Annotated in this window: 18 protein-coding genes; 10 read left to right on the top strand and 8 right to left on the bottom strand. The window is 64.7% G+C overall.

Annotated features, from left to right (window positions below):
• Positions 1-40 precede the first annotated feature (40 nt).
• The 7 genes from QX126_RS01600 to QX126_RS01630 all read right to left on the bottom strand — a co-directional run bounded on the left by QX126_RS01600 (position 41) and on the right by QX126_RS01630 (position 7,941).
• Positions 41-736: an ABC transporter ATP-binding protein gene (locus QX126_RS01600; RefSeq protein ID WP_315736677.1), complete on the bottom strand. Its 696-nt coding sequence runs from the start codon at positions 734-736 to the stop codon at positions 41-43.
• Positions 736-1,485, bottom strand: coding sequence for an ABC transporter ATP-binding protein (locus QX126_RS01605; RefSeq protein ID WP_315736676.1), 750 nt, complete (start codon positions 1,483-1,485; stop codon positions 736-738). The genes QX126_RS01600 and QX126_RS01605 overlap by 1 nt, the downstream gene beginning before the upstream one ends.
• Complete coding sequence (locus QX126_RS01610) at positions 1,482-2,774, bottom strand: branched-chain amino acid ABC transporter permease (protein WP_315778913.1); 1,293 nt, start codon at positions 2,772-2,774, stop codon at positions 1,482-1,484. The genes QX126_RS01605 and QX126_RS01610 overlap by 4 nt, the downstream gene beginning before the upstream one ends.
• Positions 2,771-3,718: a branched-chain amino acid ABC transporter permease gene (locus tag QX126_RS01615; protein ID WP_315778915.1), complete on the bottom strand. Its 948-nt coding sequence runs from the start codon at positions 3,716-3,718 to the stop codon at positions 2,771-2,773. Before QX126_RS01615 ends, QX126_RS01610 begins: the two co-directional genes overlap by 4 nt.
• A 117-nt stretch (positions 3,719-3,835) precedes the next feature.
• Positions 3,836-5,068, bottom strand: a complete 1,233-nt coding sequence (locus QX126_RS01620) for a branched-chain amino acid ABC transporter substrate-binding protein (RefSeq protein ID WP_315736673.1) — start codon at positions 5,066-5,068, stop codon at positions 3,836-3,838.
• Positions 5,069-5,312: 244 nt separating this feature from the next.
• Positions 5,313-6,584: a serine hydrolase domain-containing protein gene (locus tag QX126_RS01625; protein WP_315778917.1), complete on the bottom strand. Its 1,272-nt coding sequence runs from the start codon at positions 6,582-6,584 to the stop codon at positions 5,313-5,315.
• 136 nt (positions 6,585-6,720) lie between these two features.
• On the bottom strand, positions 6,721-7,941 hold the full coding sequence (locus tag QX126_RS01630) for an ABC transporter substrate-binding protein (protein ID WP_315778919.1): 1,221 nt from the start codon (positions 7,939-7,941) through the stop codon (positions 6,721-6,723).
• Positions 7,942-8,224: 283 nt separating this feature from the next.
• Here QX126_RS01630 and QX126_RS01635 point away from each other — a divergent pair, with 283 nt between their 5' ends.
• Both QX126_RS01635 and QX126_RS01640 read left to right on the top strand, forming a co-directional pair.
• Complete coding sequence (locus QX126_RS01635; protein ID WP_315771333.1) at positions 8,225-8,917, top strand: TetR/AcrR family transcriptional regulator; 693 nt, start codon at positions 8,225-8,227, stop codon at positions 8,915-8,917.
• A 56-nt stretch (positions 8,918-8,973) separates the two neighbouring features.
• The gene (locus QX126_RS01640; protein ID WP_315778921.1) at positions 8,974-11,019 is read left to right on the top strand and encodes an acetoacetate--CoA ligase; all 2,046 of its coding nucleotides are present in this window, start codon (positions 8,974-8,976) and stop codon (positions 11,017-11,019) included.
• 20 nt (positions 11,020-11,039) lie between these two features.
• Here QX126_RS01640 and QX126_RS01645 read toward each other — a convergent pair whose 3' ends face one another.
• Positions 11,040-11,945, bottom strand: coding sequence for a ribonuclease Z (locus QX126_RS01645; RefSeq protein WP_315778923.1), 906 nt, complete (start codon positions 11,943-11,945; stop codon positions 11,040-11,042).
• Positions 11,946-12,181: 236 nt separating this feature from the next.
• Here QX126_RS01645 and dinB point away from each other — a divergent pair, with 236 nt between their 5' ends.
• The 8 genes from dinB (at position 12,182) to QX126_RS01685 (ending at position 19,395) form a co-directional block, all read left to right on the top strand.
• A complete protein-coding gene (gene dinB / locus QX126_RS01650) occupies positions 12,182-13,291 on the top strand; it encodes a DNA polymerase IV (protein ID WP_315771327.1) in 1,110 nt (369 codons plus the stop codon).
• A 170-nt stretch (positions 13,292-13,461) separates the two neighbouring features.
• A complete protein-coding gene (locus QX126_RS01655; protein WP_315736666.1) occupies positions 13,462-13,740 on the top strand; it encodes a metal/formaldehyde-sensitive transcriptional repressor in 279 nt (92 codons plus the stop codon).
• Between the two features lie 7 nt (positions 13,741-13,747).
• Complete coding sequence (locus QX126_RS01660) at positions 13,748-14,809, top strand: nickel/cobalt efflux transporter (RefSeq protein WP_315778925.1); 1,062 nt, start codon at positions 13,748-13,750, stop codon at positions 14,807-14,809.
• A 181-nt stretch (positions 14,810-14,990) separates the two neighbouring features.
• Positions 14,991-15,812 carry a sulfurtransferase/chromate resistance protein gene (locus tag QX126_RS01665; RefSeq protein WP_315736664.1) on the top strand — a complete coding sequence of 274 codons (822 nt, stop codon included), beginning with the start codon at positions 14,991-14,993 and terminating at the stop codon, positions 15,810-15,812.
• Complete coding sequence (chrA, locus tag QX126_RS01670) at positions 15,809-17,200, top strand: chromate efflux transporter (protein ID WP_315778927.1); 1,392 nt, start codon at positions 15,809-15,811, stop codon at positions 17,198-17,200. Before QX126_RS01665 ends, chrA begins: the two co-directional genes overlap by 4 nt.
• 51 nt (positions 17,201-17,251) lie before the next feature.
• On the top strand, positions 17,252-18,166 hold the full coding sequence (locus QX126_RS01675; RefSeq protein WP_315778929.1) for a DUF1259 domain-containing protein: 915 nt from the start codon (positions 17,252-17,254) through the stop codon (positions 18,164-18,166).
• A 267-nt stretch (positions 18,167-18,433) separates the two neighbouring features.
• A complete protein-coding gene (locus tag QX126_RS01680; RefSeq protein ID WP_315771433.1) occupies positions 18,434-19,102 on the top strand; it encodes a Crp/Fnr family transcriptional regulator in 669 nt (222 codons plus the stop codon).
• Between the two features lie 89 nt (positions 19,103-19,191).
• Positions 19,192-19,395: a DUF2892 domain-containing protein gene (locus QX126_RS01685; protein ID WP_315754876.1), complete on the top strand. Its 204-nt coding sequence runs from the start codon at positions 19,192-19,194 to the stop codon at positions 19,393-19,395.
• Positions 19,396-19,418: the final 23 nt, after the last annotated feature.

Below are 19,418 nucleotides of genomic sequence, written 5' to 3' on the forward strand. Positions count from 1 at the left end.
CGAGCTGCATCGGCGAACGCGTGCCCGCAGTCCGCGCACCTCACACTTCGAGCCACTCCTGCCGGACCGCGGTGTTGGCCTTGAGCTGATCCGGCGTTCCTTCGAACACGACACGGCCATGGCCCATGACGTAGACGCGCTTCGAGATCCGCATGGCGATCGAGAGCTTCTGCTCGACCAGCAGGATCGCGACGCCCGCCGCTGCGATCCGGGCGATCAGATCGCCGACCTGCTGCACGATCAGCGGCGCCAGACCTTCGGTCGGCTCGTCGATCATGATGAGGTCGGGGTCGCCCATCAGCGTCCGGCAGGTGGTCAGCATCTGCTTCTCGCCGCCCGACAAGACGCCGGCCGGCGTATCGGCGCGCGCCGCGAGATTGGGAAACATGTCGAGCATGTCCTGAAGGCGCCACTTCCCCGGCCGCCGCGTGTCCTTGATGCCGAGCACGAGGTTTTGCCGGACGGTGAGGCTCGGGAAGATATCGCGATGTTCGGGCACATAACCGAGCCCAAGGCGCGCGATCTTGTAGCTCGGCAGACCTGCAATGTCCCGGTCCTTGAAGCGGATCGTCCCCTGCGGGCTGACCTCGCCCATGATCGCCTTCACGGTGGTCGAGCGGCCGACGCCGTTGCGGCCGAGCAGGCTCACGACTTCGCCGGCGGCGACGTCGAGGTCGACGCCCTGCAGAATATGGCTCTTGCCGTAGTAAGCGTGGAGGTTCCTGACTTCGAGCATCAGTGGGCCTCCTCGCCGAGATAGGCTTCCTTCACCTTCGGGTCGCGACGGATCTCCTCCGGCGTGCCCGACGCGATGATGTGGCCGTAGACCAGCACCGAGATGCGATCGGCGAGACCGAATACCACGCTCATGTCGTGCTCGACGATCACCAGCGTCCGCCCCTCGGTGAGCCGCCGGATCAACGACACGGCGCGCTCGGTTTCCGCGTGGCTCATTCCGGCCGTCGGCTCGTCGAGCATGACGACCGTCGCACCGCTCGCAATGGTGACCCCGATCTCCAGCTCGCGCTGCTCGGCATAGGTCAACAATCCCGCGGGAATGTCACGCCGATGCGTGAGATGGATGTCGTCGAGAATCTGGGCGGTCCGCTCCCGCACCTCCGGGAGACTGTCGACGTTCTTCCAGAACGCGTAGCGATGCCCGGTCGCCCACAGCACGGCGCATCGGACGTTCTCCCACACGGTCATGCGGGCGAACACGTTGGTGACCTGGAACGAGCGCGACAGGCCGCGCCGATTGATCTCGAACGGCCGCAGGCCCGAGATGACCTCGCCGTTCAGCCTCACCTCGCCGGAGGTCGGCTTGATGTGTCCGCTGATCAGGTTGAACGTCGTGGACTTGCCGGCGCCGTTCGGGCCGATGATGGCGTGGCGCTCGCCCTTGGTGACGCTGAGATTGAGGTCGCGGATCACGCCGACATTGCCGAAGCGCTTTTCGACGGCACGAACTTCGATCGCTGCGGTCATGCCAGATACCCCCGGTCACGCGCCACGGTGGCGGCCCTGTCCCAGGCTTCGGCGATCCGCTGCCACGTCCACCGCCCGACGACGAAGCCGGCGACCAGCAGAATCGCGGCGGCGCCCCATGTTGCCGGCGACTGCGGATTCAAGGCCATGCCGAACAGGTTGATGGCGTCACCACCCGAATAGCGCGCGACCGTCTCGATGGTCAGGATGACGCCGTAGGCGAGCGCCGCGGTCGGCACGATGGCCACGAGATAGGACGGGATCACCATTCCGAGCGTTCCGGCACGGACCAGCGGCCGGTGCATCATCAGCAGACCGGCAATGCCCCCGGGTGAGAACATGACGATGCCGATGAAGATGATGCCGAAATAGAGCTGCCATACGCTGGTGAGGCTCGTCAGCCCGAGCTGGAGATAGGTCACCAGGATCGCGCCGAGGATCGGACCGAAGAAGTAGGCCGTCCCGCCGATGAAGGTCGCGAACAGCACCAGGCCCGACTGGATTGCACCGAGATAGGCGGAATTCGCGATCTCGAAGCTGATGGCCGCGAGTCCGCCCGCGATGCCGGCGAAGAACCCGGCAAAACAATAAGCGAGATAGCGGACGACGTGCGGATCATAGCCGATGAACTGGACCCGTTCGGGATTGTCGCGCACCGCATTGCTGATCCGTCCCAGGGGCGTCCGGGTCAGCGCATACATCGCGATTGCCGACAGCACCAGCCAGGCCGCGATCAGGTAATAGACCTGCAGCTGCGGGCCGAAGGTCCAGCCGAACATGCGTGGCAGAGCGGTGCGGTCGGTGGTGATGCCGGCTTCGCCGCCGAACACCGAGCGCAGGATCAGCGACGACGACGCCACGAGCTCGCCGATGCCGAGCGAGATCATCGCAAACACCGTGCCGGCGCGCTTGGTCATGACCCAGCCGAGGATGATCGCGAAGGCGAGGCCGCCCAGCCCGCCGAACAGCGGAATGAAGGGCAGCGGAATCGGCCAGCCATGCGCCACCACCGCGTTCATCATGTGACAGGCCGCGAAGCCGCCGAGGCCGTAATGAACCGCGTGGCCGAACGACAGCAATCCGGTCTGACCGAGAAGGACGTTGTAGGAGAGCGCGAACACGATCGCGATCCCGATCAGGCTGAACGAGGTCAGCGATCCGCCCGAATTGAAGAGCAGCGGCAGCACAATCAGCACGGCCACGCCGATCAGCCAGACGGCGTAGAAGCGGAGACGGGAGCCGGCGGGCTTTGCCGCGAGATGAGACGCGGAGGTGACTGCTGCGGTCATGATTCGCGAGTCCCCATCAGGCCCACGGGGCGCACGATCAGGACGAGCACCAGCAGCAGGTAGGGAACGATCGGCGCGACCTGCGCGATCGTCACGTTCCAGATGTCGGTGAGCACCGATGGCCCTGCGGAGGGATCGAGCGGTCCGAAGGCGCTCGCCAGCGAGCCGTTCAACGCGACGGCGAAGGTCTGCACCAGGCCGATCACGAGCGAGGCGATGAAGGCGCCCGGCAGCGAGCCGAGGCCGCCGAACACGATCACCACGAACAGGATCGGCCCGAGCGCGGCGGCCATGTCGGATTGCGTGACCAAGGCGGGGCCGGCGATGACGCCGGCGATGCCGGCCAGCGCGCTGCCGACCCCGAACACCACCATGAATACGCGTCCGACATTGTGGCCGAGATGGCCCACCATATGGGGATGGGTCAACGCGGCCTGCACGATCAGGCCGACCCGGGTGCGCTTGAGCACGATCAGGAGCACCACGAAGATCGTCACCGATACCGCCAGCATGAAAAGCTTGTACGCCGGATAGTTGGTCGAGAAGATCGTGAACGCGGGAAAGTCCAGCAGCGCCGGCACGCGATAGTCGAGCGGGGTCCTGCCCCAGATCATCGAGACGATCTCCTCGATGGCGAATGCGAGGCCGAAGGTCAGCAGCAGCTCGGCGACGTGGCCATGCTTGTGCGTGTTGCGCAGACCATAGCGCTCGACCGCCATGCCGATGGCCCCGACCAGCAGCGGCGCGAGCAGCAGGGCCGGCCAGAAGCCGACCCACTTCGTGAGCTGGAAGCCGAAGAAGGCGCCGAGCATGTAGAAGCTGGCGTGAGCAAAATTGAGCACCCCCATCATGCTGAAGATGACGGTCAGCCCGCTCGACAGCAGGAACAGCAGCATGCCGAACAGCACGCCGTTGAGGGTCGAAATGACGATGAGTTCAAGCACGGCGCACTCGCGAATGTCCCGGGCTTCAATGCCCTGCCGCTCATTCTCTGACGGACCGACGCACGGCCGGCGCCACTTCCCGCACGCTGACCTCGTGCGGGAAGCCGGCGCGGATCGTTACGGACGCGCCATCTTGCACGTCGTCGACACCATGGCCTGGGGCGTATCGACCCTGGAGACCAGGTGCCATCCCCAGCCGGTGTTCTCCTCGTCAAACGTCTCGTTCGCCGCGAGCTTGCCGAAGGACGAGACGTAGATCGGCTGCAAGAACTGGTGATCATCCTTGCGCATGAAGCCGGTGCCGCCATCCAGCACCTCGAGCTTGAGGTCCTCGAGCGCGGCCGCGACCTTCACCGGGTCGATGGAGTTGGCCTTCTCGGCCGCCGCCTTGAACATGCGCATCTCGTTGACCGCCCGCGGATACCACAGCGACATGTTGACCTTGGCGCGGAACGCCTTCTCGTAGTCCATCGCGGCCTGATGGCCCGAATTGGCGAAGCCTTCGGTCAGTTGGAAGACCTGATGATCCAGGCCCGTCTGCTTGATGGCGGTCGGGCCGCCGGCGCCGCCCGCATAGTAGGTGTACCAGTTGACCTTCAGGCCGGCATCGGCGGCGGCCTTGAGCAGCAGCGCGATGTCCTGGCCCCAGTTGCCGGTGATGACGCTGTCGGCGCCGGACGCCTTGATCTTGGCAATGTAGGGCGAGAAGTCCGTGATCTTCAGCAGCGGATGCAGCTCGTCTCCGACGATCTGGATATCGGGCCGCTTCGCCGCGAGCATCTTGCGCGCGTCGCTGCGGACCGACTGGCCGAAAGAATAGTCCTGATTGATCAGATACACCTTCTTGATGGAAGGGATGTCCTTCATGTAGTTGGTGAGCGCCTCCATCTTGATGTCCGAGCTGGCGTCCCAGCGGAAATGCCAGTAGCTGCATTTCTCGTTGGTCATGCTCGGATCGACGGCGGCATAGTTGAAGTACAGCACTTCCTTGCCGGGGTTGCGCGTGTTGTGCTTGTTGACGAAATCCTCCAGCGCGAGCCCGACGGACGATCCGTTGCCTTGCGTGATGTAGCGGACGCCGGCGTCGATCGCCTTCTGGGCCTGGACCAGGCTCTCTTGCGGATTGGTCTTATTGTCGAACGGCACGATCTCGACCTTATGGCCGAGAATGCCGCCCTTGGCGTTGAGCTCGTCGGCCAGATACTGGAACGTCTTCAGGCCCCCCTCGCCGATACTGGCGCCGCCGCCGGACAGCGGATCGATATAGCCGATCTTGACGGTGTCCTCGGCTTGCGCGGCGTGACCGAGCATCGGGACGATCAGGGCAATGGCCAAAGTTAGCTTGCGCATAGTCTTGTTTCCTCGCGGGCTGTCGACTTCAGTCGATCGATGCGCATGATCGCGCAATTTGAAGAAGCACTGAGCAGAATAACGGCCGGATGACAAGCTCGGCATGACATGAACGCATGTTGCCGCTCCGGCAATGTCAGGAAAGGCGGCTCGCCGCTGATCGGACGTTTCATTCGGCGGAATGTTGGCGTCCACATCCTGGACGAATCCGCCCGACACGCGGGGGTGACAAGCGCTGCCCCGGTCATGTCGCTTGTTCCACAACGTGGGACAACGCGGCGTAGGTTCCACGCTGATAGACGGGAAGAGCACGGCGGCCGGCAGCGCCGCGCCCGGTGGCAATCGTGGCCCCTGTCCCCGCCGAGACCGGCACTTGATGCTGGATCAGATAGATCATGATCAGGTCATTGACGGGATCGGCCTGCCACCAGGTGCCGAAGATGCCCCGCCAGGTCATCGAGCCCGGTGCGCCACAGGCATAGGGATTGCCGGTGGAATCCTCGGCGATCGCAAGTCCGAGCCCAAATCCGCAGGTCTGCCACAGCGGCATGCCGGCGAAGGGAATCTGGCGCTGCGCGTCAATCAGCCGGTTGGTGCGCATCAGGTTGACGGTTTCGGGTCGCAACAGCCTGACGCCGTCCAGCTCGCCTCCTCTCAGCAGCATGCGCGCGAACCGATGATAGTCGGGCGCGGACGAGATCAACCCGCCGCCGCCCGGCGTATAGGCCGGCGGCTCGTCATACATGACCGGCTCGACCTTCGCGAGCCGCCCCGCCGTCTCGTCATATCCGTACAGGCTCGCCAGACGATCTCGCTTGGCGTGCGGCAGCCAGAAATCAGTATCGGCCATGCCGAGCGGCGCGAAGATGCGCTCCTGTAGCACCTGCCGAAGCGGCTTGCCTGCGACCCGGCCGATCAGGAAGCCGAGCACGTCGGTCGAATGACCGTAGTGGAAGCGGTCGCCGGGCTGATACGCCAGCGGCAGCGTGCCAAGCGCAGCGAGCCATTCGTCGGGCGTGGACCGGTTCATCGCGGGATCACCGAGCGCGCGCTCATAGGCGAGCTTGAGCGGGCCTTCCGAGAAGAACGCATAGGCGATGCCCGAACGGTGCGTGAGCAGGTCCTCGACGGTGATCGCGCGCCGGGCGGGCACGGTATCGTCGAGCGGGCCGGCGGCGTCACGCAGGACCCGCAGATCGGCCAGTTCTGGAATCCACCGGGAGATCGGGTCCGCCAAGGCGATCCTGCCTTCCTCGACCAGCATCATCGCCGCCACCGAGGTGATCGGCTTGGTCATCGACGCGATCCGGAACAACGTATCCGGGCGCATCGGGCTCTTGGTTTCGACATCGCGCCAGCCGATCGTCTCGGCATGAACGATCTCGCCGCCGCGCGAGGTGAGAGACACGATGCCGGCGAGTTCGCCGCGATCGACGAATGCGGCGAGTTCCGGGCCGATCGCCGCAAGCGCCGCAGGATCGAAGCCGCGACGGCGGCAGACGGCTTCACTGGTCATGAGCGGGCGCTCCGATGGACAGGGGTCAGCTTTCGGCCACCGGCCTTCGCCGCGGCACCGTGACGGCAAAGCAGAGGCCACGGGATGGCCCGGCGCACAAGCAGCGCCCGATCAGGCCGTGGCCCGGTGAGAAGCTTCAGTCCGCCTTGAAGTCGTCGGTCAGGATCGGCCCCGATATGATCCAGCGCTGACCATCGAATTTCATCATCTGGAATTGCTTGCTGATGCGATAGTCGTCGGGGGTCGTCGTCACCGACATTCCCGGCAGCCCGAGATCGGGAACGAAGCCCTTGATGTTGGTCGCCTGCTTCATGATGTTGGCGCGCGTCAGCTCGTCGCCGCATTGCCTGAGAATGTGGACGAGCAGAGCGGCCGTCGAGTAGCCATAGGTCGCAAAGCCGCTGTTGGCGTCCTCGCCGGGCGCGTATTTCGCCATGAACGCCTTGTAGCGTTTCATGCCCTCGTCATCGGCCCATTGCGGATCGAGCGGATCCTTGCCGTAGGCGACCGAGATGATGTCCTTGGCATTATCGAGCCCCGCGGGCACGAGCACCTGACCGACCGCCGTCGCGTTGACCTCCAGGATGTGGACGGGCTTCCAGCCGAGCTCGGCGGCCTTCCTGATCGATTGCGCCGCGAATTTCGGCGTCGACATGTTGTAGAAGAGGTCGGCGCCCGATGCCTTCAGCGTCACCAACTGGGAATCGACCGTCGGGTCGGACAGCTCGTAGGACAGCTCCTTCACGATCATGCCGGCCTTGGCGCCGAGCCCGTCCTTCAGGCCCTTGACGTAGTCTTTGCCGAGGTCGTCGTTCTGATAGAGGATGCCGATCTTCGCGTTCGGATAGTTCTCCAGGATGTATCTTGCGTAGATGTGCGCTTCCGACTGGTAGTTCGGGTTGGCGGAGATCGTCCACGGAAAGTTCTTGGGATCGGTGAAGCGGGACGCTCCGCTTCCCGCCAGAAGCTGCGGAACGCCCTTGCTGTTCAGATATTTCTGGACCGCGGCATTCGGCGGCGTGCCGATGATCTGGAACGTGGTCAGCACCTCGTCGCTTTCGACCAGCTTGCGCACCTGCTCGACCGTCTTCGGCGGGCTATAGGCGTCATCGTATTGAATGAGGTTGATCTTGCGACCATTGACGCCGCCCTGCTCGTTGATCATGCGGATATAGGCCGCCTCCGCCTTGCCGATGGCACCGAAAGCGGAAGCCGGCCCGCTGAGCGGGTTGGTCTGGCCGATCTTGATCTCGGTGTCGGTCGCGCCGACGTCGTATTTCTTTTCAGCGGATGCCGGGGCTGAAAGGCCCACGCCGAACATCAGCAGGGCGGCCGCCGTCGACTTGATCCGTGTCATGTGTCCTCCCGTGAGCGGCTGATCCATGGCCAGCCGATTGTTTTTGATGATGTCCGCGCACGACGAGACTGGCGACGCGCTGCCCGCCGCCCGATCGTCGACCGCCTTCCATCAGGTCTCCGAGACCTACCGTCCGGCCGGCCGCCGGTCAAGTTCATTCATTTAGCACTAAATGAAAATGTTGGAAGCCCGAAGTCCTGCTTGACCGGGCGCGCCCACCCCCTCATCGTCAAAACACCAACGGTGCCGTTCCTGTGTGCGCCGATCAGGGACCACGGAGAGCATGCCAGCAGAGCCGAAACCCGAAGGGCGCCGCACGCGCGCGGAACAGCGCGCGACGACGGTGAAGCTGATCCTCGACACCAGCGAGGAGCTGTTCGCGCAGCTCGGCTATTTCGGCGTGACGATCAAGGATGTGGCGGACAAGATGGGCATCCATCCTGCGCTGATCCATTACTACTTCGAGGGCAAGAGGGCGTTGTTCGATGCCGTGTTCGAACGCCGCATGGAATACGCGGTCACGGTGCGCACGGCCGGGCTGGATGCCTACGAGGCCAAGGTCGGAGATCGTCCGACCGTTGAAGGCGCGCTGCGTGCCTATTATGACGGCGCGTTCGACGTCTACGTCAACGAAGAGGACAACTGGCGACACTTCGGCCGCATCTTCGCGCAGGTCGCCAACGCGCCGGGCTATGGCGTGGAGATGATGGACACCTATCTCGATCCGCTGGTGCTGCGTCTCATCGGGCTGCTGCAGAAGGCGTTGCCCGACGCCAAGCCTGAGGACCTGTTCTGGAGCTTCCAGTTCACCTCCGGCGCCTACTCGCTGATCCTGTCACGGACCGGCCGGATCGACCGCCTGTCCGGCGGCCTGTGCAAGTCCGACGATTTCGCCGCGGTCCGCGAGCGGTTCGTGACCTTCATGGCCGGGGGCTTCAACGCGCTCTACAAGCGGCGGAAGCAGAAGTCGAAATGAGCGCCTCTTGGCGTCTCCTGGCCGTACCGTACCATGCAAACAAGCCGGAACGAATGATGACAGCTCCCTATGTCCCGCAAATGGCCCTCTATCGCCAATGGCTGAGGGACAATCGCGGCCTCCACTTCGAGAACTTCGAGCAGATGCGGCAATGGTCCATCCGCGACCTCGACGGATTCTGGCGCAGCATCTGGGACTATCATGACCTGCAGTCGCCGACCGCGTTTTCGACCGTCCTCGGCAAGCGCACGATGCCGGGAGCGGTCTGGTTTCCGGGCGCTTCGGTCAACTACGCCCAGCAGGTCTTTCGTCACGTCGACGCCGCCGATGCGGCGGGCCTGCCTGCGATCATCAGCAGTCACGAGGACGGCAGGCTCACGGAGACGACCTGGCCCGAGCTTCGGCGAAAGGCAGCCGCCCTGGCGCTGCATCTGCGCGAGCAAGGCGTGGCGCCCGGCGACAGGGTCGCCGCCTATCTGCCCAATATACCCGAAGCCATCATCGCGTTTCTCGCTTCGGCGAGCATTGGCGCGATCTGGAGCGTTTGCGCGCCCGACATGGCCGCGCCCGCCGTGATCGACCGGTTCAAGCAGATCGAACCCAAGGTGCTGATCGCCTGCGATGCGGTCACCTATGCCGGCCGCCGGCACGATCGCCGCGGTGTCGTCGAGGAGCTGCGCCGGTCGTTGCCGACTCTCGGTCACGTCATCCTGCACAGTGACGATGCCGGCGCGCAGGTGAGCGACGGGGTTCGTCTCTCGGACATTCTGGCAAGAACAAGCCCTGGCATCGATGCCTTCGAACCGGAGTGGCTTCCGTTCGATCATCCGCTCTGGATCGTCTATTCGAGCGGCACCACCGGGCTGCCGAAGCCGATCGTGCATGGTCACGGCGGAATCATCATCGTCACACTCGCCCTGCTCGGACTGCACAACGACATCGGCTGCTCGTATCAGCCAAATTCGTTCGGCGAGCGCTATCACTGGTACAGCTCGACCGGCTGGATCATGTGGAACAACCAGGTCGGCGCGCTTCTGAACGGGACCACGTGCTGCATCTTCGATGGCAGCCCCGCCGGGCCGAAGGATCGTCCGGACTGGACCACGCTGTGGCGCTTCGTGGCGAATTCGAGATCCACCTTCTTCGGCGCGGGCGCGGCGTTCTTCGCGAGCTGCGTCAAGGCGGACATCAACCTGGCCGACGCGGGCGATCTGTCCCATCTGCGTTGCCTCGGGTCCACTGGCTCGCCGCTCAGCGCCGACACGCAGGCCTGGTTCGATCAGCGGTTCGCGGCGCTGTCGCAGGTCAATGGCAGCCGGGCGCAGGCGCAAATGTGGTGGGCCAACATCTCGGGCGGCACCGACTTCGCCGGCGCCTTCATCGGCGGCAATCGCGAATTACCGCAGGTGCCCGGAACGATGCAGTGCCGCGTCCTCGGCGCAGCGGTCGAGGCCTTCAACGACCAGGGCAAGCCTGTCATCGGCGAGGTAGGAGAGCTCGTCTGCACCGCGCCGATGCCGTCGATGCCGCTGCGGTTCTGGAACGACGCGGGGAATGTGCGCTATCTCGCAAGCTATTTCGACGCCTTCGAGACGCGCGAGGGCGGGCCGGTCTGGCGGCACGGCGACTGGCTCAAGGTCAATCCGGACGGCTCCTGCGTGATCTATGGTCGTAGCGACGCGACCATCAATCGCCACGGGCTGCGCATGGGGACGAGCGAATTGTACTCGGCCATCGAAGCGCTGCCGGAGATCCTCGATTCGCTGGTCGTCGATCTCGAATATCTCGGCCGAGACAGCTACATGCCGCTGTTCGTGGTCCTGCGCGACGGCGTCGCGCTCGATGCAGCGATGAAGCGGAAGATCAACATGGCGGTGGAAGGCAGCCTGTCGCGACGCTTCGTGCCTGACGACATCTTCGCGGTTGCCGAGATCCCGCGCACGCTGTCCGGCAAGAAGCAGGAGCTCCCGATCAAGAAGCTCCTGCTCGGGCAGCCGCTCGACAAGGTCATCAACCGCGATGCGATGGCCAATCCCGGTTGCCTCGACTGGTACATCGCGTTCGCCCAGAGCCGTTTGCAGAGCGCCTCAGGTGCGACGTAGCAGACGTGCCGAACGAGCCGCTAGACCACCATCCGGTCGAAATCGATCGCGACTCGGCTGTCAGGAAAGATCTCCCGCGCCTCGGCGAGGATCTCCTCGTCGGGATAGCGGCCGGAGATGTGGTTCAGGACGAGCTGCCTGATGTTGCTGGACGCCGCGAGGCCGGCGGCCTCCGCGGCCGTCAGGTGGCCGTAGTCGCGAGCCATGGCAGAATCGCGCCGGAGGAAGGTCGCCTCGATCACGAGCATGTCCGCGTCGCGGACGTGCTCGTGCAGACCCTCGGTCGTTTCCGCATCGCCGACGATGACGAGCTTCTTCGGTCCCTGCGGAGGCCCCAGAACATCCTCGGGATCGATGGTTCGGCCATCCTCCAGCGCGACCGGCCGGCCCTCCGCCAAGGCCTTCCGCACGGGCCCATCGGGCACGGCGAGCGCTGCCAGACGCTCTGGCAGCAGATGGCGGCGCGCTCGACTCACAAATTCGAAGCCGAAGCTGTCGGTGTCGCGGTGCCGGACGGGAAAGCAGTTGATCGTAAACTCACCGGCGTCGAGAACCTCCCCGCGCCTTAGCGGTACGAACTCAAGCGGGATCGGCGCGCGGCCCTCGCCCCACAGCCCCGCGAGCATTCGGACCACCACATCGAGCGTGCCGGGGCTGCCGTGGACGCGCATGATGTCAGCGCTCCTGCGCAGCCGCAGGGTGGAAAACAGTCCGGGAATGCCGAGGACATGGTCGAAATGGCCGTGGGTGAGCAGGATCCGATCGAGCCGCCGAAAGCCTGCCCTACCGCGGAGCAGCTGACGCTGGATCCCCTCGCCGCAATCGACGAGAATGCGATCCCGGCCTGCTCGAACGAGAAGGCCGGGATGATTGCGGTCTGCGGACGGAACGCTCGCCGAGGTCCCCAGGAACGTGAGCTCAAACATCACAGCCGGGCCAGGCGAATTTCGGTCGCGGCGGCGTGACCCGTTTTGACCACGGGTCTCGGCTGCGCTGCTTCGTTTCAATCACCGTAGGCCATCCTTTTTTCTGAGCGCTTTTCCCCAGCCGCCGTTTGATGGCCTGACGGGCAGATCTCATCGCAACGCCGCCGTCAAAGGGACGTCGCAGGCAGCGCTCGGGCCGGGCAGACTTCATCGCCACGCTCTGATAGAGCTTGGCGATGCCAAGCTCCGGTCCGGAACAGGATGCCGCGCCGCCGGCCATTCGCAAGATCATCCACATCGACATGGATGCATTCTATGCGTCGGTCGAGCAGCGGGACAATCCCGAGCTGCGCGGCAAACCCGTGGCCGTCGGCGGATCGCGCGAGCGCGGCGTCGTGGCAGCCGCAAGCTACGAGGCTCGGGCGTTCGGCGTGCGCTCGGCCATGCCGTCTGTGACGGCAAAGCGCCAGTGCCCGGACCTGATCTTCGTCAAGCCGCGCTTCGAGGTCTACAAGGCCATCAGCCAGCAGATCCGCGCCATCTTCGCCGAGCACACGCCGATCATCGAACCTCTGTCGCTGGACGAGGCCTATCTGGACGTCACCGAAAACCTGCGAGGCATTCCGCTGGCGCGCGACATCGCGTTGCAGATCCGGGCCAAGATCAAGGCCGAAACCGGACTCAATGCCTCCGCGGGAATCTCCTACAACAAGTTCCTCGCCAAGCTGGCCTCGGACCATCGCAAGCCCAATGGGCAATACGTCATTTCGCCGGAGATGGGTCCGGTCTTCGTGGAGGGGCTGCCGGTCGGCAGGTTTCACGGCATCGGCCCGGCGACCGCTGCGAAATTCAACGCGCTCGGAATTCATACCGGCCTCGACATCCGCAATCAGACCCTGCCCTTCCTCCAGCAGCACTTCGGCAAAGCGGGCAACCACTACTATTGGATCTCGCGCGGAATCGACAATCGCCCGGTCCGAGCCAATCGCATCCGAAAATCCGTCGGCGCCGAAAACACCTTCTCGACGGACCTGACGGAATTCGAGCCGATGTTGGCGGAGCTGCAGCCCCTGATCGACAAGGTCTGGCAGCATTGTGAAACCAGCGGCAACCGAGGCCGGACGGTCACGCTGAAGGTCAAGTTCGCCGACTTCGACATCATGACGCGCAGCAGGTCCGTCGCCCACGCGGTCGGGAGTCGCGAGGATCTTGCCCGGTTGTCCGTTGCTCTCCTGCAGAGCGAGATGCCGTTGCCGAAGCCGGTGCGGCTCCTCGGCGTTTCGCTGTCATCCTTGCAGCAGCAGAATGACGCCGGGGCGGACGCACAGCTGCCCTTGCTGATCTGAGGCGGGCTGGACGGCCCGATCATGCGTCGAGGACGGCGGACGCACGTCGCGCGCAATGTCGTCCATGTCGAGCCGGGCTGGCTCAAGAAGCGCTCCTGCCATGGGCGAAAGACCGGTCGGGCTCCCGGAGTCCTGTTGACCTCTGTAGGGTACCCCCCTATCTTATGGGGATGTCGCACACGATCAAACACAAGTCGAAGCTGCTTGCGCGCGTCCGGCGCATCAAAGGACAGATCGATGCCGTGGAACGGGCGCTGGACGCGGAGCTGGGCTGCGCCGACGTCCTCATGCTGGTGGCGTCGGTCAGGGGCGCCATCGGAGGCCTGACCACCGAGCTGCTGGAGGATCACATCCGCCACCATGTCGTCGATCCGGCGCACGAAAAGGATCCTGAAAAGGCCAAGGGCGCCGCGGACCTCATCGAAGTGGTTCGAACCTATCTGAAATGACACTCGCATGACCGACCTGTCTCACCTTCTGCAACAAGGCAGCGCGAACGCCTGGCTGTTCGTCCCCAGCGCCATCGTTCTAGGCGCGCTGCACGGGCTCGAGCCGGGTCACTCCAAGACCATGATGGCTGCGTTCATCGTCGCGATTCGAGGAACCGTTTTTCAGGCCGTGCTGCTTGGCCTGTCGGCAACCCTCTCCCACACCGCGATCGTGTGGGTGATCGCGCTGGCCGGGCTTCACTTTGGCCAGGAACTCTCCGGGGCGCGGAGCGAAGCCTATCTGCAACTGATCTCGGCCGTCGTCATCATCGGCATCGCCGTGTGGATGGTCTGGCGCACGTGGCGGGATAAGAATGAACATCACGGTCATCATCATCATGACGCGCCGACATCCGTCGTGCTGACCGGACGTACGTTGTTGCTCGAGATCTTCGAAGACGGCGTGCCGCCACGCTGGCGAGTCCGGACCGAGTCCGGCGCGCTCCCTCCGGCCGGCGAACTCCGGCTCACGACCATTCGCGGAGATGGCGACGCGCAGAGCTTCAGCTTCCGCGCCGCAAGCGATTACCTGGAGAGCATCGAGGAGATTCCCGAGCCGCACGCGTTCAAGGCACGGCTTGCGCTTGCGGGTGACACTGCCGAGATCCTGTTCGAGGAACACGCGCACGATCACATGGACCTCGGCGATGAGGACGATGCCCACGCACGCGCCCATGCGGACGACATTCGAAAGCGCTTTGCGGGACGCACGGTCACGACCGCGCAGATCGTCGCCTTCGGTCTCACAGGCGGGTTGATCCCCTGCCCCGCCGCCATCACCGTCTTGCTGCTCTGCATCCAATTGAAGCAGTTCGCCCTCGGCTTCATTCTGGTGCTGTGCTTCGGCATCGGTCTGGCGATCACGATGGTCTCGGTTGGCGTCGCGGCGGCCCTTAGCCTGCGGCACGTCGAGCGGCACTGGAGCGGGCTCAGTCGCTTCGCCCACCGTGCGCCCTACGTCTCGGCGGCTCTGATCGTGCTCGTCGGGGTCTATACGGGGTGGCTGGGTCTGCACGAATTCATCACGTGAGGCCCGCGGTCCGGGATCCAGCCGGACAGGGAGAGATCAGCGCGTTACCTCCGCGGCGTTCCCGGCCCATCCGGCAGTTGACAGCCGAGCCATCGAGCGCTTTATTTCGCTTACGGGGATGTGCGATCTCCCCGCGAGGCGACATGCCCAAGAATCGCGTCCTGGTCACCAAGGGCGCAACATGTCATCATCATACACCTCGATATCATCCGAAAAATTGTCTCGACTGATCGGCACGGCGACCTCGCCACGGCTCGTCGACGTGCGTGTCGACGAGGATTTCGCCGCCGACCCACGCCTCATCCCCGGCGCCGTCAGGCGCTCCCATCTCGACGTCCAGCAATGGGCACCGAGCTTCACCGGCCAATCGGTTGTCGTGATCTGCCAGAAAGGCAAGAAGCTGAGCGAAGGCACCGCGGCCTGGCTCCGGTGCAGCAACGTCGCAGCCGAGGTCCTCGAGGGCGGTCACGTCGGCTGGACAGAGGCACAACTCCCGACCGTGCCAGCCGACAGAATTCCGAGCAGGGACGACCGCGGCCGCACCGTCTGGGTCACGCGATCACGCCCCAAGATCGACCGCATCGCCTGTCCATGGCTGATCCGTCGCTTCGTCGACCCCGCCGCGGTCTTCCTGTTCGTGACGCCGGCCGAAGTCGAAGCCGTCGCCGAGCGTTTCCAAGCCACTCCCTTCGACATCGAGAATGTCTTCTGGAGCCACCGCGGCGAGCTTTGCACCTTCGACGTCATGGTCGAGGAGCTCGGTCTGCGGACACCACCCTTGGAACGACTCGCCACGCTGGTGCGTGCCGCGGATACGGCGCGACTTGATCTCTCGCCCGAGGCTCCTGGCCTCCTTGCCGCTTCACTCGGCCTGTCGCGAATGTATGACGACGATCTCGAGCAGCTGAGCGCCGGCCTGCTGCTCTATGATGCCTTCTACCGCTGGTGCCGCGACGCCACGAAGGAGGCGCACAACTGGCCGACCAGCAAGGTGAAGTCATGACGGACGTCGCAGCATCCCGGAAGCCGGTCGCGGCGGAGCACGCCCACGGCATCTCCTTCAATGAGGCGCTTCTCGTCTGGATCCGGGTGGCCGTGCTGAGCTTCGGCGGCCCCGCCGGTCAGATCGCGGTCATGCATCGCATCCTCGTCGAGGAGAAGAACTGGATCTCGGAGAGCCGCTTCCTGCACGCCCTGAACTACTGCATGCTGCTGCCCGGCCCGGAGGCGCAACAGCTTGCGACCTATATCGGCTGGCTGCTGCACCGGACCACGGGCGGCATCGTCGCAGGAACGCTCTTCGTTCTGCCCGGCATCTTCGCCATCATGGGCCTCAGCTACATCTATGCAGCCTATGGCAATGTCGGCGTCGTCGAAGCCTTGTTCTTCGGCCTCAAGGCGGCCGTGCTGGCGATCGTGATCCAGGCCGTCGTCCGCGTCGGCAAGCGTGCGCTGCGCAATCGGATCATGATCGGACTGGCGGCCGCAGCCTTCGTCGCGATCTTCTTCTTCGGGGCGCCGTTTCCGATCATCATCATTGCCGCCGGAGTCATCGGCTTCGTCGGTGCCCGCCTCGGCCGGCCGGAGTTCGCAGCCCTCGAGCACGGCGGCAAGAGCGCCGGCGCGATCGACAGCATGCTCGGCGAGGCCGTGCCGGATCACGTCCGTCCGAACGCTGCGCGCACGCTGCGCGTGGCGGCCGTCTGGCTTGCGATCTGGCTCGTCCCCGTCTTCGCACTGCTGATCCTGCTCGGGCCGAACGACGTCTTCGGCCAGATCGCGATCTTCTTCAGCAAGATGGCGATGGTGACGTTCGGCGGCGCCTACGCCGTGCTCGCCTACGTCGCGCAGCAGGCCGCGGAGTACTATCACTGGGTTGCTCCGCGCGAGATGCTCGACGGCCTCGGCATGGCGGAGACGACTCCCGGTCCCCTGATCATGGTCGTCCAGTTCGTAGGCTTCATGGCCGCGTTCCGCGGCGCCAGCGGGCTGTCTCCCATGCTCGCCGGCACGCTGGGCGGACTGCTGGCGACGTGGGTGACGTTCGCGCCCTGCTTTCTCTGGATCTTCGTCGGCGCGCCCTACATCGAGGCGTTGCGGGGAAACAAGGCGCTCGGCGGCGCGCTCTCGGCCATCACCGCCGCCGTCGTGGGCGTGATTCTCAATCTGTCGATCTGGTTCGCGCTGCACACCCTCTTCCGCGAGACCTTTCCGATCCAGGGATTTGGACTGTCATTCGACGCGCCCCGGCCGATGAGCATCGACCTGCCGGCCGTTGTCCTGTCGGTTGCGGCCGCTACGGCCATTTTCCGCTTCAACGTGGGAATGCTCGTCGTGCTCGCCGCCTCGTGCATCGCGGGCATCCTGATGCGCTTTGCGGGCGTCATCTGAGAGCACGCTGCGACGGAACATGGGGCAGTGACAGACCAAAAGGAGCGAACGATGAGAAGCACGATCTGGAGTCTGTTGGGCCTCGGCGCCTGCCTCCTCGCACACGGCGCCGGACCGATCGTCTCGACGGCGCGCGCACAGGACACCGATTGGCAGAAGATCGACGAGACATTGGGCCGGAAACCATCCGTGGCGGGAGACGTCCGCCGGTACGGCTTCCCGCGCACCGATCTCGCGGTGACTCTGGACGGCGTAACCATCAGGCCGGCGCTCGCGCTCGGCGGCTGGGTCGCGTTCAAGCCAGCGCATGGCGGCATCATGATCATGGGCGATCTCGTCCTGCTGGAATCAGAGGTCAATCCGGTAATGGCGAAGATGATCGCCGGCGGGCTCGAAATCAGCGCCGTGCACAACCATCTGCTCCGCGCGAGCCCAGCAACGTTCTACATGCATGTCGCCGGTCACGGCGATCCCGTCAAACTCGCGTCCGCCATCCGCGACGCCCTCGCCGACAGCAAGACACCGTTGACGATTGCGGCCTCGCCGACCACGCCGCCGCCGGCCATCGATCTCGATACGACACAGCTCGATCAGATCCTGGCGGTCAAAGGACAGGCCAATGGCGGGGTCTATCAGTTCAACGTGCCGCGACGCGATCCAATTGTCGAGGGCGGACTATCCTTGTCTCCCGTCGCGGCGATGGGCGTCGCGACGGGCATCAACTTCCAGCCGACCGGCGCGGGCAAGGCCGCCGTCACCGGTGACTTCGTGCTGAGCGGGGAGGAGGTGAACCCCGTGATCCGGACGCTCCGTGCCCACGGCATCGAGGTCACGGCGCTGCATAGCCACATGCTGGACGAACACCCCCGCCTCTTCTTCATGCACTTCTGGGCGAACGATGATGCGATCAAGCTCGCCAAGGGTTTGCGGGCGGCGCTCGACAAGACGGCAAGCACCAAGAGCTAAGAGCAAAGAGCGAGGAAAGGCGCGGTCCGAGAGTGCGCGCGCCTTGCTCTGCCGGCAGGTGCGGCAACCTGTTGGTCTGGCCCGCCTGCAACGGCCGCGCATGCGTGAGACGCCGATCGGTTGCAAGGCAACGCGCTGCCGGAGTCCATGCGAGCTCCCTCGTGGTGCCGAAGATTAGGGTCGGGGGGGGCAGATCCCGTCCCTCGACCCACGCGCGATCCTATGGCAAGTCTGGACGACGCCGATGTGGCGCAGCCGGATGTCGTGATGTCGTCGGAGCAGGACTGGACGAGCGCTTTCCCGCCGTTGCGACAACTGCCGGAGGAGATCTTCGCGCAGTTGCGCGAGGCCAGCCTCATTGTCGAGCTTCCGGAAGGCAGCCGGATTTTCGGCCCCGGCCAGGCGCCGGACTCCTTCCTGCTGCTGCTGGACGGGACCATCCGGGTGCAGCAGACGTCCGAGTCCGGCCGCGAGATCGTGCTCTACCGCGTCCAGGCAGGCGAAAGCTGCGCGCTGACCACGGCCTGCCTGATGGGTTACGAGGAATACCAGGCCGAGGGCATCGCGGAGACCCGGATCCGCGCCGTGGCGATCCCGCGCGCGCTGTTCGACCGGCTGATCGCCAGCTCGCGCGAATTCCGTCAGTTCGTCTTCACCGCGTTCAGCCGCCGCGTCACCAATCTCTTCCGCATCATCGAGGAGGTTGCGTTCGAGCGGATCGATGTGCGGCTCGCCCAGAAGCTTCTCGAGCTTGCCGGGGCAAAGCAGCAGATCGTTGCAACGCATCAGGATCTCGCCAACGAGCTCGGCAGCGCACGCGAGGTCATCAGCCGCCAGCTCAATGAATTCGCGCGGCGCGGCTGGTTGCGAATGGCTCGCGGAATCGTCGAGATCACCGACAGACCGGCGCTTGTCCAGCTGGCCCAGCATGATTAGGAACCGGCTCCTCTTGGTGACTTAGTTACATACGCGCGCCGTATCCCGCTCTATCGTTGGCATCATCGCAAGCCAAAGGGGAGCGCGACATGACACAGAACATTGGCAAGATCGACCGGCTGCTCAGGATCATCGTCGGACTGGCGATCCTCAGTCTCACGGTCGTAGGGCCGCAGACCTTGTGGGGCCTTCTGGGCCTGATCCCGCTCGGCACCGCACTGATCGGCTGGTGCCCGCCCTACGCGATGCTCGGCATCAATACCTGCGGAACGAAATCCAGTCCGATGCCTTAGACCGCGCAGGACGACAAACGCGG

The sequence above is a fragment of the Bradyrhizobium sp. SZCCHNPS1003 genome, assembly GCF_032381555.1.
In the GTDB taxonomy this organism is placed as follows: domain Bacteria; phylum Pseudomonadota; class Alphaproteobacteria; order Rhizobiales; family Xanthobacteraceae; genus Bradyrhizobium.

Bases quoted from the DNA above. Each gene is read 5' to 3' on its own strand.
- QX126_RS01640 (WP_315778921.1), top strand. From the start codon at position 8,974: ATGACAGCTCCCTATGTCCCGCAAATGGCCCTCTATCGCCAATGGCTG.
- QX126_RS01675 (WP_315778929.1), top strand. From the start codon at position 17,252: ATGAGAAGCACGATCTGGAGTCTGTTGGGCCTCGGCGCCTGCCTCCTC.
- QX126_RS01655 (WP_315736666.1), top strand. From the start codon at position 13,462: ATGTCGCACACGATCAAACACAAGTCGAAGCTGCTTGCGCGCGTCCGG.
- QX126_RS01610 (WP_315778913.1), bottom strand. From the start codon at position 2,774: ATGACCGCAGCAGTCACCTCCGCGTCTCATCTCGCGGCAAAGCCCGCC.
- QX126_RS01630 (WP_315778919.1), bottom strand. From the start codon at position 7,941: ATGACACGGATCAAGTCGACGGCGGCCGCCCTGCTGATGTTCGGCGTG.
- dinB (WP_315771327.1), top strand. From the start codon at position 12,182: ATGCCAAGCTCCGGTCCGGAACAGGATGCCGCGCCGCCGGCCATTCGC.
- QX126_RS01605 (WP_315736676.1), bottom strand. From the start codon at position 1,485: ATGACCGCAGCGATCGAAGTTCGTGCCGTCGAAAAGCGCTTCGGCAAT.
- QX126_RS01635 (WP_315771333.1), top strand. From the start codon at position 8,225: ATGCCAGCAGAGCCGAAACCCGAAGGGCGCCGCACGCGCGCGGAACAG.
- QX126_RS01660 (WP_315778925.1), top strand. From the start codon at position 13,748: ATGACCGACCTGTCTCACCTTCTGCAACAAGGCAGCGCGAACGCCTGG.
- QX126_RS01600 (WP_315736677.1), bottom strand. From the start codon at position 736: ATGCTCGAAGTCAGGAACCTCCACGCTTACTACGGCAAGAGCCATATT.
- QX126_RS01645 (WP_315778923.1), bottom strand. From the start codon at position 11,945: ATGTTTGAGCTCACGTTCCTGGGGACCTCGGCGAGCGTTCCGTCCGCA.
- QX126_RS01625 (WP_315778917.1), bottom strand. From the start codon at position 6,584: ATGACCAGTGAAGCCGTCTGCCGCCGTCGCGGCTTCGATCCTGCGGCG.
- chrA (WP_315778927.1), top strand. From the start codon at position 15,809: ATGACGGACGTCGCAGCATCCCGGAAGCCGGTCGCGGCGGAGCACGCC.
- QX126_RS01685 (WP_315754876.1), top strand. From the start codon at position 19,192: ATGACACAGAACATTGGCAAGATCGACCGGCTGCTCAGGATCATCGTC.
- QX126_RS01665 (WP_315736664.1), top strand. From the start codon at position 14,991: ATGTCATCATCATACACCTCGATATCATCCGAAAAATTGTCTCGACTG.
- QX126_RS01680 (WP_315771433.1), top strand. From the start codon at position 18,434: ATGTCGTCGGAGCAGGACTGGACGAGCGCTTTCCCGCCGTTGCGACAA.
- QX126_RS01620 (WP_315736673.1), bottom strand. From the start codon at position 5,068: ATGCGCAAGCTAACTTTGGCCATTGCCCTGATCGTCCCGATGCTCGGT.